Annotated in this window: 14 protein-coding genes; 9 read left to right on the forward strand and 5 right to left on the reverse strand. The window is 61.6% G+C overall.

The genetic code is table 11. The features are described 5' to 3' along the window. Nucleotides 1-92 precede the first annotated feature (92 nt). From AC13RE_RS27545 to AC13RE_RS27555, 3 genes are read left to right on the forward strand one after another with little or no spacing between them, the layout of a single operon-like run. Nucleotides 93-770 carry an energy-coupling factor ABC transporter ATP-binding protein gene (locus tag AC13RE_RS27545; RefSeq protein ID WP_488565272.1) on the forward strand — a complete coding sequence of 226 codons (678 nt, stop codon included), beginning with the start codon at nt 93-95 and terminating at the stop codon, nt 768-770. Further along, entirely contained in the window at nt 770-1,372 is a 603-nt protein-coding gene (locus AC13RE_RS27550) for an energy-coupling factor transporter transmembrane component T family protein (RefSeq protein ID WP_488565273.1), read from the forward strand. Before AC13RE_RS27545 ends, AC13RE_RS27550 begins: the two co-directional genes overlap by 1 nt. Nucleotides 1,373-1,400: 28 nt before the next feature. Then, a complete protein-coding gene (locus tag AC13RE_RS27555; protein WP_488565274.1) occupies nt 1,401-1,958 on the forward strand; it encodes a biotin transporter BioY in 558 nt (185 codons plus the stop codon). 8 nt (nt 1,959-1,966) lie between these two features. On the opposite strand, the gene AC13RE_RS27560 is transcribed toward AC13RE_RS27555, so the two are convergent. After that, complete coding sequence (locus tag AC13RE_RS27560; RefSeq protein WP_112397994.1) at nt 1,967-2,368, reverse strand: acyl-CoA thioesterase; 402 nt, start codon at nt 2,366-2,368, stop codon at nt 1,967-1,969. Nucleotides 2,369-2,536: 168 nt separating this feature from the next. Here AC13RE_RS27560 and AC13RE_RS27565 point away from each other — a divergent pair, with 168 nt between their 5' ends. The 4 genes from AC13RE_RS27565 to dxs all read left to right on the forward strand — a co-directional run bounded on the left by AC13RE_RS27565 (nt 2,537) and on the right by dxs (nt 6,782). Next, nucleotides 2,537-3,478 (forward strand): histone deacetylase family protein, encoded by a 942-nt coding sequence (locus tag AC13RE_RS27565; RefSeq protein ID WP_488483696.1) that lies wholly within the window; start codon nt 2,537-2,539, stop codon nt 3,476-3,478. A gap of 2 nt (nt 3,479-3,480) precedes the next feature. After that, on the forward strand, nt 3,481-3,732 hold the full coding sequence (locus AC13RE_RS27570; protein WP_095434136.1) for an exodeoxyribonuclease VII small subunit: 252 nt from the start codon (nt 3,481-3,483) through the stop codon (nt 3,730-3,732). Between the two features lie 84 nt (nt 3,733-3,816). Continuing rightward, nucleotides 3,817-4,740: a pirin family protein gene (locus AC13RE_RS27575; protein ID WP_488565275.1), complete on the forward strand. Its 924-nt coding sequence runs from the start codon at nt 3,817-3,819 to the stop codon at nt 4,738-4,740. Between the two features lie 125 nt (nt 4,741-4,865). Beyond that, nucleotides 4,866-6,782 (forward strand): 1-deoxy-D-xylulose-5-phosphate synthase, encoded by a 1,917-nt coding sequence (dxs, locus tag AC13RE_RS27580; RefSeq protein WP_488565276.1) that lies wholly within the window; start codon nt 4,866-4,868, stop codon nt 6,780-6,782. A gap of 200 nt (nt 6,783-6,982) precedes the next feature. Here the strand turns inward: dxs and AC13RE_RS27585 are convergent, their stop codons facing one another. Together AC13RE_RS27585 and AC13RE_RS27590 are read right to left on the reverse strand one after the other, a co-directional pair. Beyond that, complete coding sequence (locus tag AC13RE_RS27585) at nt 6,983-8,929, reverse strand: methyl-accepting chemotaxis protein (protein ID WP_132715991.1); 1,947 nt, start codon at nt 8,927-8,929, stop codon at nt 6,983-6,985. A gap of 224 nt (nt 8,930-9,153) precedes the next feature. Next, nucleotides 9,154-10,161 (reverse strand): DUF4424 domain-containing protein, encoded by a 1,008-nt coding sequence (locus tag AC13RE_RS27590; RefSeq protein WP_132715990.1) that lies wholly within the window; start codon nt 10,159-10,161, stop codon nt 9,154-9,156. 111 nt (nt 10,162-10,272) lie between these two features. Between AC13RE_RS27590 and AC13RE_RS27595 the strand changes: the two genes are divergently transcribed. Beyond that, nucleotides 10,273-11,013, forward strand: a complete 741-nt coding sequence (locus tag AC13RE_RS27595) for a TlyA family RNA methyltransferase (RefSeq protein ID WP_132715989.1) — start codon at nt 10,273-10,275, stop codon at nt 11,011-11,013. Continuing rightward, nucleotides 11,010-12,260: a class I SAM-dependent RNA methyltransferase gene (locus tag AC13RE_RS27600; RefSeq protein WP_488565277.1), complete on the forward strand. Its 1,251-nt coding sequence runs from the start codon at nt 11,010-11,012 to the stop codon at nt 12,258-12,260. Before AC13RE_RS27595 ends, AC13RE_RS27600 begins: the two co-directional genes overlap by 4 nt. Before the next feature lie 4 nt (nt 12,261-12,264). Here AC13RE_RS27600 and AC13RE_RS27605 read toward each other — a convergent pair whose 3' ends face one another. Further along, entirely contained in the window at nt 12,265-13,017 is a 753-nt protein-coding gene (locus AC13RE_RS27605; RefSeq protein WP_488565278.1) for a crotonase/enoyl-CoA hydratase family protein, read from the reverse strand. 9 nt (nt 13,018-13,026) lie between these two features. Beyond that, nucleotides 13,027-14,805, reverse strand: a complete 1,779-nt coding sequence (locus tag AC13RE_RS27610) for an acyl-CoA dehydrogenase family protein (protein ID WP_488565279.1) — start codon at nt 14,803-14,805, stop codon at nt 13,027-13,029. Nucleotides 14,806-15,016: the final 211 nt, after the last annotated feature.

Here is a 15,016-nt window from a genome sequence, read left to right on the forward strand (position 1 = left end):
CCGTCCGGGATTGCGAGACAATAAAAGGCTGTAGCGGCTCTGAGGTTCCGTGAAACGCTGAGCCGCTCCAGCTTACCGAACAAGGAAGCCGCTTGGACATCCGCTTCGAAAATGCCGGCGTCGATTACGGCACGCGCACCGCGCTGTTTCCGCTGAGCCTGACGCTGAAGGAGCGCCGTATCGGCGTCATCGGTCTCAATGGCTCCGGCAAGACGACCTTCGCGCGGTTGATTAATGGACTAGTCAAGCCGACGAGCGGGCGGGTCGTGGTCGACGGGCTCGACACGGTCGGCGACGCTGCCAAAGTACTCGGCAAGGTCGGCTATATCTTCCAGTCGCCACAGAACCAGATCATCCTGCCCATCGTGCGCGACGATATTGCCTACGGGCTCAAGGCGCGCGGATATGACAAGGCGCAGATCGAAACCGCGGTCGAGGGCATTCTTGGCCGATTTGGCGTCGGCCATCTCGGCGCACGGCGGGCGCATGAGCTTTCCGGTGGTGAGTTGCAGATGGCTGCGCTCTGCTCGGTACTGGTCACCGGCCCGGATATCCTCATCCTGGACGAACCGACAAACCAGCTCGATCTGAAGAATCGGGCACTCGTGCAGAAGACCATGGCAACGCTTCCAGAAAATGTCATCGTCATTAGCCACGACCTGCCGCTACTTGAGGATTTCGACCGTGTGCTGCTGTTCGACCAGGGCCGGCTTGTTGCAGATGCGCCCGCAATGGAGGCCATCGCCCGCTACCAGGAGATGGCCGGCTGATGCAGACGCTGCATGTGGAAGCGGATACATGGGTGCATCGGCTCTCGCCGCGCGTGAAGCTGCTTGCGCTGACCGCATTCGGCGTATTGCTGTTTCTGACGCAGTCCATCGTGCTGCTCGCCTGCGCAAACCTTGTCGGCGCCGCCCTTTATCTTCGCAGCGGCCTTCCAGTTGCAGAGGCGCTCAAGCGGCTGCGACCTATCCTCGTCTCGATTGCCGTGCTCGCGATATTCGCTGCCCTCGTCGGTCCGCTGCACGCAGCGATCGTTACCGCCCTTCGTCTGACGGCGCTGGCGCTGTTCGCCGCCACAGTGACGGCAACGACATCGATGGCCGACTTCATCGATGAAATCACCGCGCTTGCCATGCCGCTCGAAAAGCTCGGCCTGCTGCAAGCCGCCGATATCGGCCTTGCGATCGGCCTCGTCATCCGTTTTGTGCCTGAAATTCTCGATCGCTACCGCGCGATCCGCGAAGCGCATCAGGCCCGCGGGATCAAGGTTCGCCTCGCAACCACGCTCGCGCCGCTGATCATCCTGACGCTGCGCGATGCGGACAACATCGCCGCGGCGATTGACGCGCGCGGCATTCGGCGTCAATGAACGTAAATCTCTTTCGGAAGGAGCCACCATGAACACCCGCGATCTCGTGCTTTCGGCGCTGTTTGCCGCCATCATCGTGGCTCTGGGCCTCTTGCCGCCGATCCCGATCGGCATCATTCCGGTTCCGATCACCGCCCAGTCGCTCGGCGTTATGCTTGCCGGCGTCGTGCTAGGCGCCAAGCGCGGGACCATCGCGGTGCTGCTCGTGGTCGTTCTTGTCAGCATCGGCCTACCGGTGCTGTCGGGCGGACGCGGCGGCCTTGCGGTCTTTGCCGGCCCGACGGCCGGCTTCTTCGTCGGCTGGATCTTTGCAGCCTTCGTCACCGGCTATCTCTCTGAACGACTGGTGAAGCCGGAGCAGAGCGGCCTATCTCAGGGAATCGGCTTCTTCATCGCTGCTGTTATCGGCGGCGTGGTGGTGCTCTATGCGTTCGGCATTGCCTGGCTGGCGATCAATATCGGTTTGAGCAAGGCATTTATCGGATCTCTGGGCTTCGTGCCGGGCGATATCATCAAGGCTGTGGTTGCAGCTCTTGTCGGCCGCGCCGTCATGGTCGGCTACCCGCTTCTGCCGCAGCGGAGCTAGGGCTCGGCTCAGGCCAGATATTTATAGAGCCAGTCGCGCGTGTCTTCCGGCAGCGGCACGGGATCATGCTCGTCGCCGCGCACCGCAAGCCAGAGGATTTCCACCTCTGCCGCCAGTTCGTTGCCGGTTTCGACCGCCACGACGAAACCGACCGATTTGCCGCCGATCTTGTTGACGCTGATCGAGTAGCGGGCGAGTTCATCATAGTGCAAAGCGCGGTGGAGCGAACAGGATACCTTCTTGGCGATGTAGACGGGCTCATCGTCGACAAGCGGCCGCGTGCGCCAGAAGTTCGAGAGTGCGGTCTCTGCCTGTGAGATATAGGATGCGATAAACATCTGGCCGTGCCTGTCGACATCGCGCGGCGGCACCCTTACCTCGATGACATCGGATCGTTCTACTCTTGCCATGACGCAATAACCCTGGCCGACGCCATACTGACCTTAATGAAAGCTTAACACCACGCTTCGATAAGTAAACGGGCGCCATTCCAAAGTGGTTAAGATGGATTGTTGACATTGTAGTGACATGGTCCATGTCCTGTAATAGGCGTCACACCTCATTTATAGATTGGCCCCATGAGCACACGTCTTTACGAACATCCGATCTTCCTTGAACACATCGTTCCGGCAGGTCACCCCGAACGGCCGGATCGGCTGCGATCGCTGAACATCGCGCTGGAGCATCCAAATTTCGAGCGGCTGGATCGGCGAAAAGCGCCTGCCGCGCATGAGGATGCAGTCCTGCTTGCCCACCCCGAGGAGCATCTGGAGTTCGTGCTGCGCTCGATGCCGGACAGGGGCGACGACGGCGAGATCAACCAGCTGGAAGCCGATACCTATGCCAGCCCGAAGACGTTGCAGGCGATCATGCATGGCGTCGGTGGCGCCATGGCGGCGGTCGATGACGTCTTCTCCGGTGCGGCCGACAATGTCTTTGTCGCGGCCCGTCCACCGGGGCACCACGCCGAGAAGACCAAAGCCATGGGCTTCTGCTTCTTCAACAATGCCGCGATCGCCGCGCGCCATGCACAAAAGGCACATGGTGCAGAGCGTGTCGCCATCGTCGATTGGGACGTGCATCACGGCAACGGCACGCAGGACATTTTCTGGGACGATCCCTCGGTGCTCTTCTGTTCCACCCACCAGATGCCGCTCTATCCCGGCACGGGCAAGAAGGATGAAAGCGGCACGCACAATACCATCGTCAATGCGCCGCTCTCCCCCAACACCGGCGGCGATCATTTCCGCGAGGCCTTCAAGTCGCGCATTCTGCCGGCGCTCGCCGACTTCAGCCCCGATCTCATCATCATCTCGGCCGGCTTCGACGCCCATCACCGCGATCCTCTGGCGCAACTGAACCTGACCGGCGAGGATTTCGACTGGGCGACGGGGCGGCTGCTGGAAGTTGCGGACCGCAGCGCGAAGAACCGGGTCGTCAGCCTGCTCGAAGGCGGCTATGATCTGGAAGGTCTCGCCGAGTCGGCGGGGATGCATATTCTACGCATGATGAGAGGTTGACGATGAGCGAGAGCGCCAAGGCAGATGTTTCGGGCTATTCCTTCGAGAAGGCCGTGGCGGAGCTTGAAAGCATCGTTGCACGGCTTGAGCGCGGCGACGTGGCGCTCGATGAATCCATTTCGATCTATGAGCGCGGCGAAGCGCTGAAGAAGCATTGCGAGGCGCTGCTTTCGGCTGCCGAGAACCGCATCGAGAAGATCCGGCTCGACCGTGCCGGCAAGCCTCAAGGCACAGAAGCGCTGGATGGGGCCTGAGACCCGATAGGAAAATTTGAGTTTGGGTGACATTGCCGGTAGGTTGGCCCGGTAGGTTGCGTTCCGACCGAAAGGAGAGCCGTTATGTCCTTCTTCCCAGGCAACGATCCGCAGGCCGGTGATGCCTTCGCCTGCGACGCGATCGAAAATCTGATTATACCGCGCACCAGCGACCTCGGCGGCTTCTCCGTGCGGCGCGCACTTCCGAGCAGCCGGCGGCGGCTGGTGGGGCCGTTCATCTTCTTCGATCGCATGGGGCCTGCCATTTTACGGCCGGGTCAGGCGCTCGACGTGCGCCCGCATCCGCATATCGGCCTTTCCACCGTCACCTATCTGTTCGACGGCGAAATCCGCCATATGGATAGCCTCGGCACCGCCAAGGTGATCCGCCCCGGCGATATCAACCTGATGACGGCCGGGCGCGGCATCGTGCATTCGGAGCGCACGCCGGAGAACTTGCGCGACCATCCGTTTTCCATGTCCGGCTTGCAGACGTGGCTGGCGCTGCCCGACGACAAGGAAGAGATCGATCCGTCATTCGCCCACACCGAGAAGGACGAGCTGCCTGTCATCGCCGATGGCGGCGTGGCCGGGCGCGTTGTCATCGGCGATTTCGAGGGCCTGAAATCGCCGGTGAAATCCTTCTCGGATACGCTTTATGTCGATCTTCAGCTGCAGCCGAACACGACGTTTCCTTTTGGGGCAGCGCACGAGGAACGCGCAGTCTATATTCTCTCCGGTTCCCTCGTCGTCGCCGGTGACCGTTTCGAACAGGATCAGCTCCTCGTCTTCCGGCCGGGTGATGCGATTACACTGGAGGCCGCTGAAAAAGGCTGTCATCTCATGCTTTTTGGCGGTGCAGCGCTCAATTCGAAGCGCTATATCTGGTGGAATTTCGTCTCGTCATCAAAGGAGCGTATCGAAAAGGCCAAGGAAGAATGGCGCACGGGCCGCTTCGATATCGTGCCGGGTGACGAGGAAGAGTTCATTCCCCTGCCGGAGAGCTAACGGGTTCATAACATTCCCACATGTTTCTTGTTCGGGAACACCTTGAATTCGGCGTCTTTTGTCGCAATCTGTTTTGACGTAAAGGCGGACAACCGCCCAAGAATAGCAAGAAAGAGGCTTCAGCCTTGACACAAATGCCACAGACGCCCCTGCTGGACCGGGTCCAATATCCTTCCGACCTGCGAAAGCTGGAGGACCGGGAATTGCCGCAGCTCGCCCGCGAAGTCCGCGATGAGATGATCGATGCGGTATCGCGCACCGGCGGACATCTTGGCGCCGGCCTCGGCGTGGTCGAGCTGACCATTGCAATCCACAGCGTCTTCAATACGCCGAACGACCGCCTCATCTTCGATGTCGGGCACCAATGTTATCCGCACAAGATCCTGACCGGGCGCCGCGACCGCATTCGCACGCTGCGGCAGGAAGGCGGTCTCTCCGGTTTCACGCGCCGGGCCGAGAGCGAATATGATCCCTTCGGCGCCGCGCATTCCTCGACATCCATTTCGGCCGGTCTGGGCATGGCGGTTGCCGCCGAGCTCGATAATACCGACCGCCGCGTGATCGCCGTCATCGGCGACGGCGCAATGTCCGCCGGCATGGCCTACGAGGCCCTGAACAATGCCGGCGCGCTCGATGCGCGGCTGATCGTCATCCTCAACGACAACGATATGTCGATCGCCCCGCCGACGGGAGCGATGAGCGCTTATCTCGCGCGTCTCGCCTCCGGCCGCACCTATATGGGCTTCCGGGACTTTGGAAAGAAACTGACCGCCTATCTCGGCAAGAAGGTTGACCGCGCCATCACCCGGGCGGTCGAGCACGCACGGGGCTATGTGACCGGCGGCACCATGTTCGAGGAAATGGGCTTCTACCATATCGGCCCGATCGACGGCCATTCCTTCGAACATCTGCTTCCGGTGCTGCGCAATGTACGCGACAATGCACAAGGCCCGGTGCTGATCCATGTCGTGACGCAGAAGGGCAAGGGCTATGCGCCCGCCGAGGCGGCTGTGGACAAATATCATGGCGTCAACAAGTTCGACGTCATTACCGGCGCACAGACGAAAGTGAAGCCGAATGCGCCAAGCTACACAAGCGTCTTTGCGGACGCTTTGGTGCAGGAGGCGACCCTTGACGACAAGATTGTCGGCATCACCGCTGCCATGCCGAACGGCACCGGCCTCGACAAGCTGCAGGAACTCTTTCCCAAGCGCTGTTTCGATGTTGGCATTGCCGAGCAGCACGCCGTGACCTTCGCCGCCGGCCTTGCTGCCGAAGGCTACAAGCCCTTTGCCGCCCTTTACTCGACCTTCCTGCAACGCGCCTATGACCAAGTGGTGCATGATGTGGCGATCCAGGGCCTGCCGGTGCGCTTCCCGATCGACCGCGCCGGCTTCGTCGGCGCCGATGGGCCGACCCATGCTGGCTCCTTTGACACCGCATTCCTCGCCACCCTGCCCGGTTTCGTCGTCATGGCCGCCGCCGACGAGGCGGAACTCAAGCATATGGTGCGCACAGCCGCCGCCTATGATCTCGGCCCCATTTCCTTCCGCTATCCGCGCGGTGAAGGCGTCGGCGTCGATCTGCCGGAGCGCGGCCAGATCCTCGAAATCGGCAAGGGTCGCGTCATCAAACAGGGCACGAAGGTCGCCCTGCTCTCCTTCGGTACGCGCCTTGCCGATAGCCTTGCCGCCGCCGAAGATCTGGACGCTGCCGGGCTTTCGACGACGGTTGCGGACGCACGCTTCGCCAAGCCGCTCGACCACGATCTCATCCGCCAGCTTGCCGCCCATCACGAGATCCTGATCACCATCGAGGAAGGCTCGGTCGGCGGTTTCGGCAGTCAGGTCATGCAGTTCCTTGCCAATGAAGGTCTGCTCGACAGCGGCCTGAAAATCCGCTCGCTGGTCATGCCCGATATTTGGATGGAACAGGCCAAGCCTGAGGCCATGAACGCCATGGCTGGCCTTGACCGTGCCAGCATCGTGCAAACGGTATTCCGTGCGCTCGGCCGCGGCCGCATCGTTGGAGCCGCCGGCTAGGTTTTTCCTTCTCCTCTCGGGGAGAAGGTGCCCGAAGGGCGGACCGGGGGCGTTCCGGCGTACTCTAAGTCGCCTTTCGCTTACCGCTCAAGGCACTCGCGGCCGGTGCTCCGAGACCCCCTCATCCGGTCCCGCGCCATTTCGTTTCACTCAATCGTTCGTGCCCACCTTCTCTCCGCCGGAGAGAAGGTGATCGGCAATCAGAACTCCTCCCAATCGTCGCGGGCAGCGACAGCGGTCGTCGCCGTTGCCTTGCCACCGAAAGCCTTGGCGACGGTGCGCCCAAGAGCACGGGCCGGAGAGGCGGCCGGCCTCGAACGTGCTGTCGCCACGGCCGGACGCGCGGGTGCAGCCTTGCCGGTATTGCCGAGACGGAACTGCTGGAGCAGCTCGTTGAGTGCTGCAGCTTCGCGGGCGAGCGCATGGCTGGCCGCTGTCTGCTCCTCAACCATAGCGGCATTCTTCTGCGTGCCTTGATCCATGTTGTTGACGGCCGTGTTGATCTCCTGCAAGCCAGTCGACTGTTCGCGGGTCGCAGTCACGATTGCGCCGACATGGCGGTTGATCTCCTGCACCTCGGATACGATCAGTTCCAGCGCCTTGCCGGTCTCGCCGACCAGCGACACACCGGTATTGACCTGATCGCTCGACGTCGTGATCAGCGACTTGATTTCCTTGGCGGCATTGGCCGAGCGCTGCGCAAGCTCGCGCACTTCCTGGGCAACGACCGCAAAGCCCTTGCCGGCATCCCCGGCACGCGCTGCCTCGACGCCGGCATTCAGCGCCAGAAGATTGGTCTGGAACGCGATGTCGTCGATGACGCTGATGATGTTGCTGATCTCGCCCGAGGATTTTTCGATCTGCTGCATGGCCGAAACGGCTTTGCGAACCACTTCGCCCGAACGTTCCGCACCGAGGCGGGCGCGCTCGACGAGATGGCCGACATCCTCGGCGCGCTTGGCGGAGTCGCGAACCGTGATCGTGACCTCTTCCAGTGCTGCGGCCGTCTCTTCGACGGCGGCGGCCTGCTGTTCGGTACGGTGTGCCAGATCGTCGGCGGCCGAACGGATTTCGTCAGCACCGGCATTGATGGCGGAGGCATTTTGGCCAACGGACCGCAAGGCCGCTTCGAGCTTTTCGACCGCATTGTTGAAATCGGCGCGGACGCTGTCGAACTGCGGCGCGAAGCCGTCATTGAGACGGGTTGCGACATTGCCCGCCGATAGGGCCGAGAGGCCGCCGGCGAGCGCTTCCATGGCGAAACGGATTTCGCCCTCTTCACGTGCCTTCTGCTCGTCATTCATCAGGCGCTGACGTTCGGCGTCGCCACGCATACGCTCGGTCTCGCCGGCAAGACGCAGCTTCTCGATGCCAGCCTGCTTGAAGACGAGGACGGCATCCGCCATGCGGCCGATTTCATCGCCGCGGCCAACAGCCGGGACTTCGACGTCATGCTCGCCGTTTGCCAGACGGCCCATGGCCGCCGTCATGCCGACGATTGGACGGACAATGATGCGCGAAAGCAGCCAGGCAAGTACAGCGGCGGCGAGCGAGGCGAAGACGCCGCCGATGATGAGGGTCAAGCGCAGATCGCCGTTGGCATCGTCCTGCATGGCTGCGAGACTGCTTGCCTTGGCGCGGGCAGCCTGCTTGATCTTGGCGGCGGCATCGCGAAAGCCGTCAAGCTGGCCCTTGGTTTCGTTCTGACCGATCTTGACGATCTGGTCGAGCGGCATCTCGGTTTCCTTACGCGCCTTGGCCTGCGGCTCCGCGAGCTGGTGGAAATAGAGATCGGCAGCCTTCTGCATGTTGTCGATCGCCTGCAGCAGATCCGGCGAATCGGCAGCCGCCTGCTTTGCAGCAGCGATGCTCTTCAGCATCCGCTCGCGATTGTTGAAGATATCGTCATAGGTGCTGTTGCTGCGCAGAAGCAGAAAGCCCCGCAGATTGACGGCCTGTTCCAGCATGGCCTGCAGCGAATCATCGATCAGGCTGACGAGCTGCTGCGACCTTTCCTGCTCGACGGCAGCACCGGCGGAAACCTCTTGCTTGGAATAGACGAATGCGGAAACGCAGGCGAAAATGGCAATCAGGGCCGTAAATGTGATGGCAAGCTTGCCATTTAAAGAGAGCTTTTTCGCGGACATAAGCGGGCGCCTCCGGAGCGCAGGTCCTGGCGAGCATGTTTAAGGACCGCGCGAGGAAGAGGCGCGGCTATGCTCGAAGAATTCAGGGAGGGGGCATGATTGGGACGCTGACGCGCGAAGCCTTCATGGCAGGCGGCGATCTTGAAACGGATCGCCGCAATCACGGGCATCAATAGAGGCTTCGGCTTTAAATTTATTTAATTTGAGAGGCAGTTAGTGCGCCGCTAGTTCACGGCAGCTGCAACCAGGATCAGGATATCCAGGTCGTGCTCCGGGTAGAAATCCTGCGCCGTCATCTGGAATGTCGTCGCGCCGATCTTCTTTACATTCGTACCGCAAAAGCTGATGTAGTTTTCAGGACTGCCCTTATCGACCGTCAACTCGAAATGCTTGATCGGACCGGACCAGTTGGCTCCGGTCGTCAGCACATAGGAGATCCAGCTCTCCGTATAGCCGCGGCCACCCTTGTCGGCCACCGCGGCAAGTTTCACCGCCGTCTTCAGAAAAGTCTCGTCGAGACAATATTTGCCACGATAGGCCTGGAGTTGTTGCTTCTGGTAATCTTCGTCGCCGGCGAAGGTGATGGCCACGGTGCCGCCGACACTTGGCTTGTAGCGATGCTCGACCGCAATCTTCACCTTGGCCGGAAATTTCGTACGCCACCAATAGGTGGTATGCAGCGTCCACATCGGCGTCGGATGATGCTTCATGCCCTGGCCGTCATTGTCGTATTCGTCGTCGGCGATCAAACCGCGGGCAGTCCAGTCCTCGAGTAGATCGACGGGCAGTTTGGCGACGGCATCCATGGCCGCCTTGCTGAGCGGCAGCAGCGGCACGCCATGAGCCTTCAATTCATCCGTCATGTCGACGCCGGCCACCGATACGCGCTGCTGCAGGGTCGGCGTAATGGCCTTACCATCCTGGGTCACAGTGAAGCCGAGGAAATTGTCGGAATCAACATTTCCCGTATCGACCATGCTGTCTATGTCACCCTTGATATCGGGCATCGGGAAGGCGACGACGCTTTCGACATCCCTGTCGGAAGTGTTTTCGAACACGTAATCGACGCGCACTTCGGTCTGCGAAATGAACAGTTTTTCCTGATCCATGCTGATATCGCCGGTGCGGACATAGGCAAGACCGCCCGTCTTCAGCTCGGCCATCGTATCATTTGCCATAGCCGGAACGGCGATCGTCGCCATCAGCGCTGCATAGCCACAGATCTTTCGCATGGTGCCCCTCACCGTTGATGTCGGCGATTATCGCCTGTCGCAATCCTGCGTCAACGCCGATATCAGCATAAAAGGCTTGCAACACAGCCGATTGCCCGGCATGGACAGCCCATGTCAGAACCACAACGCCTCGACCAGCTTCTCGTCACCCTTTCGCTCTTCGCCAGCCGCTCGCGCGCTCGCGATGCGATCCAGCGTGGCACGGTCACCGTGAACGGCAAGATCGTGACGAAGCCCGGGGCACTCTTCACCGAAGACGCACAGATCCGCATCGACGATCCGGCGCAGGATTATGTTTCACGCGCGGCGCTGAAGCTGGTGGCGGCGCTTGATCATTTCGACCTCGATCCGCGCGGACAGCATTGTCTCGATGTCGGCGCATCGACCGGCGGTTTCACCGAGGTGCTGCTTGAGCGAGGCGCTGCTCATGTCACGGCGATCGACGTCGGTCACGACCAGATGCATCCGCGCGTGGAAGCCGATCCGCGCGTGACCAACATCGAAGGGCTGAATGCGCGCAATCTGACCGCCGAGGACATAGGCGAGCCCTTCTCCTTCATCGTTTCCGATGTCTCGTTCATTTCGCTCAAGCTGGCTCTCGCGCCGGCGCTTGCGCTTGCCGAACCGGGCGCACGAGCGGCACTGCTCGTAAAACCGCAATTCGAGGCGGGCCGCGATGCGATCGGCAAGGCCGGGCTTTTGAAGGACCCCTCCTCCGCTCCGGCGGTGGCGGCCGAACTTGAGCGCTGGTTCACCGAAGACATGGGCTGGCAAAGCCTCGGCCTCATCGCCTCGCCGATTACAGGCGGCGACGGCAACCAGGAATTTCTTCTCGCAGGGATCAAGCCATGAGCACTGAAACCGTCACCATCCAGAAGCTCGGCGCCCAGGGCGACGGCATCGCGCAGGGCGCCGATGGCCCGATCTATGTACCTTTCACGCTGCCGGGCGAAATCGTCGCCATCGCTCGGGTGAAGAGCCAGGGCACGCTGATGTCGGTCGCGTCCGCTTCGCCGGATCGCCAGGAGCCACACTGTCGGCACTTCGGCTCGCATGGCGTCAACGGCGCCTGCGGCGGCTGCACCCTGCAGCATTATGCCGATGCGCCCTACCGCGCCTTCAAGCGCCAGCTTGTCATCGATGCGCTGCGCTCCAAGGGCCTGACGCCCGAAGTGGACAATATCGTCGCTGCGCATCCGGGCGAGCGGCGCAGGGTCGTCTTCGCCGCGCGCAAGACTGAAAAGGATATGCTGATCGGCTTCAATCAGGCCGAAAGTCACCACATCGTTGCCATCAACGAATGTCCCATCGCCTCGACCGGCATCATGGCCCGCCTGCCAGCGATCAAGACGATCGCAGCTGCAATGGCCGTCAATGCCGAAGCCTTCCGCATTTCCGTGTTGGAAACGCAGACCGGCCTCGATCTCGCCGTTGACGGCATCAAGTCGCTTTCGGACAAGCAGCGCCGCAGCACCATCGAAACGGTTCTGTCGCTTCGCGGCATCGCCCGCGTTTCGCTGAACGGCGAGATCCTGGTCGAACCGGTAAAGCCGATGATCGATTTCGGCGGCGTCCAGGTCGCACCGCCGCCTGGGGCCTTCACGCAGGCGACCAAGCAGGCCGAGGACGCCATGGCCGAATTGGTTGCAACTCATGTCGGCAAGGCCAAGCGTATTGCCGATCTCTTTGCCGGCAGCGGCACCTTCTCGCTTCGCCTGGCTCGGATCGGGCGCGTGCATGCGGTGGAAAGCGAGGAAAAGCCGCTCGCGGCACTCGACCAGGCCGCACGCACCACACAGGGGCTGAAGCCGGTCTCCGTCGAACGCCGCGATCTCTTTCGCCGACCGCTGATGACGCAGGAACTGAAGGTCTACGACGCCGTCGTGTTCGACCCGCCGCGCGCCGGCGCGGAATTCCAGAGCAAGGAACTGGCTCGATCGCAGGTCAAGAAGATCGTCGCCGTCTCCTGCAACCCGCTGACCCTCGCCCGTGACCTCGCTATCCTCGTCGAGGGCGGCTACCGCATCACACGCGTGACGCCGATCGACCAGTTCCTATGGACCTCGCATGTCGAGGTGGTTGCGGCGCTGGAGAAGTAAGCCTTCACCGCTTCATGAAAGCTTCGAAAGCCGCGCGAGCTTCGGCGCTTTTCAGCTGGGCGGCGAAATGCTCGGCCTCTTTCTGGATGCGGTCGAGGACGGCATCCGGAGGTCCCCGCATCAGGTCGCGTGCGATCCGAAGGGCCTCGGGCGGCTTGGCGGCGAGTTTTGCGGCCAGAGACAGCGTTTCAGCCTCCACCGCGTCGGGTGACGTCACCTTCCAGATCAGGCCGGCCTCCTTGGCGTCAGCAGCGGAAAGGCCTTCGCCGAGCGCAAGCAGGGCGAAGGCACGCTGATGGCCCATCACGCGTGGGGCAAGCAGGCTTGAAGCAGCCTCGGGAACGAGGGCAAGATCGACGAAGGGTGTCTTGAACAGGCTGCGGTCGGAGGCAACGGTCAGATCGCAATGCAGATGGATCGTGGTGCCGATGCCGATCGCCAGGCCATCGACGCCGGAGACGACCGGCTTCTTCGTGCTCGCCAGCGCGACGAGAAAATCAATGACTTCGCGCCCCATATTGCCGCTCATGGCGAAGGCAAGGAAATCGGCGAGGTCATTGCCGGCAGAGAAGCAGCCTTCCGTGCCCAGGAAGGCATGGACGCGGATATCCGGCGCAGCTTCCGCCGCCTTCAGCGCGTCGGTCATCGTCTGATACATGGCGCGGGTGATGGCGTTCTTCTTTTCCGGCCGGTTGAACCGGATGATCTGGATATGCAGCGCGGACTCGGGGCGTTCGATGAGGATATGGTCAGTCATGGCTTTCCCTTAGGCTAATGCGGCGCGGGCGGCTTCGAGGCTGGATGCGCCGGCGATAACCCGATCGGAGAGAGCGGCAGTCTCGGCTAGGAGGTTTTCGGCAACGAAGCGGCAGAGTGCGATGCGCTTGGCCCCCTCGCCATCGCCTGCATCGGCAAGGCCACCCTTGGCCATATAAGAGCCTGTTAGCACGAGGCCAAAAAGCCGCTGGTAAGGCGTGGCGCCCGCCAGAGCTTCGGCAACGGCGCCTTCTGCCTGTTTCGACAGGAGCCATTCGCTTGTCTTTTCCAGATCGGCAATGGCCGCCTGTAGCCGCGGCGCCGTTTCGCCGAAACCATCCAGATTGGACTTGGCGACGGAATCGGCGATCTCGCGCAGTTCGGCAATGAAACCGCGCACGTGGTCGCCATTGGCGATCGTCAGCTTTCGCGTCACCAGATCGATGGCCTGGATGCCGTTGGTGCCCTCGTAAATCGGTGCGATGCGGGCATCCCGCAGCAGGCGCGCGGCGCCTGTCTCCTCGATAAAGCCCATGCCGCCGTGAACCTGGATGCCAAGCGAAGCGACATCGACGCCGGCATCGGTGGAGAAGGACTTGGCAATCGGCGTCAGCAATGCAGCGCGCTCCTGCCAATATTTTGCTCTCTCGGGATCGCGATGCGACATGTCGATCGCCTGCGCACAGGCGTAGCAGATCGCGCGTGAGCCCTGCGTCAATGCCTTCATCGTCAGCAGCATACGCGCGACATCGGGATGCTCGATGATCGGGCTCATGCCCGAGGATGTCGTACCCGGCGCGCGGCCCTGGGTGCGCGCCCGGGCATAGACGATGGCCTGCTGGGTCGCGGCTTCAGCAATCGCGACACCCTGGATGCCGACAGCCAATCTGGCATTGTTCATCATCGTGAACATGCAGGCGAGGCCCTTGTTTTCCTCGCCCACCAGCCAGCCGACGGCGCCCTTTTCCGCACCATATTTGCCATCGCCATAGATCATCGTGCAGGTCGGTGAACCGTGGATGCCGAGCTTATGTTCCAGCGAATGCACGAAAAGATCGTTGCGGGCACCGAGCGAGCCGTCCTCATTCACAAGGAATTTCGGCACGAGAAACAGCGAAATGCCGCGCGTGCCGGCTGGCGCATCCGGAAGGCGGGCGAGAACGAGATGGATGATGTTCTCGGTCGCCTCATGATCGCCCCAGGTAATGAAAATCTTCTGGCCGAAGATGCGATAGGTACCGTCATCGCGGCGTTCGGCGCGGGAGCGCAGCGCGCCGACATCGGAGCCGGCATGGGGCTCCGTCAGGTTCATGGTTCCCGTCCACTCGCCGGAGACGAGCTTTGCCAGATATGTCTTCTTGAGGTCTTCGCTGCCGTGTGCCCGGAGCGCTTCGACCGCCCCCATGGTCAGCGTCGGCGCCAGGCCGAAGGCCATCGAAGCGGAATTCCACATTTCCAGCGTCGCGATATTCAGCATGTGCGGCAAGTCCTGCCCGCCGAACTCCTCCGGCGCGGTCAAGCCATTCCATCCGCCAGCGATCCAGTCGCGATAGAGCTTCTCCCAGCCATCGGGAAGAACCACCTTGCCATCCACCAGCCTTGCGCCTTGCTTGTCACCATTCTCGGCGAGCGGCTCCACCGCCTCACCGGCGAAACGCCCGGCTTCCGACAGTATAGCGTCGACAAGATCGGTGCCGAGATCGCCCAGAATGCCCTCTTCCATGGCACGCTCCATGCCGGCGACATGTTTCAGCGTGAACGCAATTTCTTCAACGGGCGCCTTGTACATGATGATTTCCTCCGGATCGGTACTGGCAATGACCCGCCTCACCCGGACCATCGACCATTTATGGCTATAGCTAGTTGATTTTTACGTAAACGTCAATTTTTTCAAATGGCAGGAGGTGTCGATTTCCACCGTCTCGCGAACCCAAACGGGACATGCGTCTTACGCGCGCCGAGCGGCTGTGACATCGCCGCCCATATCCGCGATTATTCCG

The sequence above is a fragment of the Martinezella sp. CNPSo 3959 genome (assembly GCF_057784355.1).

Bases quoted from the DNA above. Each gene is read 5' to 3' on its own strand.
- AC13RE_RS27550 (WP_488565273.1), top strand. From the start codon at position 770: ATGCAGACGCTGCATGTGGAAGCGGATACATGGGTGCATCGGCTCTCG.
- AC13RE_RS27555 (WP_488565274.1), top strand. From the start codon at position 1,401: ATGAACACCCGCGATCTCGTGCTTTCGGCGCTGTTTGCCGCCATCATC.
- AC13RE_RS27560 (WP_112397994.1), bottom strand. From the start codon at position 2,368: ATGGCAAGAGTAGAACGATCCGATGTCATCGAGGTAAGGGTGCCGCCG.
- AC13RE_RS27565 (WP_488483696.1), top strand. From the start codon at position 2,537: ATGAGCACACGTCTTTACGAACATCCGATCTTCCTTGAACACATCGTT.
- AC13RE_RS27570 (WP_095434136.1), top strand. From the start codon at position 3,481: ATGAGCGAGAGCGCCAAGGCAGATGTTTCGGGCTATTCCTTCGAGAAG.
- AC13RE_RS27575 (WP_488565275.1), top strand. From the start codon at position 3,817: ATGTCCTTCTTCCCAGGCAACGATCCGCAGGCCGGTGATGCCTTCGCC.
- AC13RE_RS27585 (WP_132715991.1), bottom strand. From the start codon at position 8,929: ATGTCCGCGAAAAAGCTCTCTTTAAATGGCAAGCTTGCCATCACATTT.
- AC13RE_RS27590 (WP_132715990.1), bottom strand. From the start codon at position 10,161: ATGCGAAAGATCTGTGGCTATGCAGCGCTGATGGCGACGATCGCCGTT.
- AC13RE_RS27595 (WP_132715989.1), top strand. From the start codon at position 10,273: ATGTCAGAACCACAACGCCTCGACCAGCTTCTCGTCACCCTTTCGCTC.
- AC13RE_RS27600 (WP_488565277.1), top strand. From the start codon at position 11,010: ATGAGCACTGAAACCGTCACCATCCAGAAGCTCGGCGCCCAGGGCGAC.
- AC13RE_RS27605 (WP_488565278.1), bottom strand. From the start codon at position 13,017: ATGACTGACCATATCCTCATCGAACGCCCCGAGTCCGCGCTGCATATC.
- AC13RE_RS27610 (WP_488565279.1), bottom strand. From the start codon at position 14,805: ATGTACAAGGCGCCCGTTGAAGAAATTGCGTTCACGCTGAAACATGTC.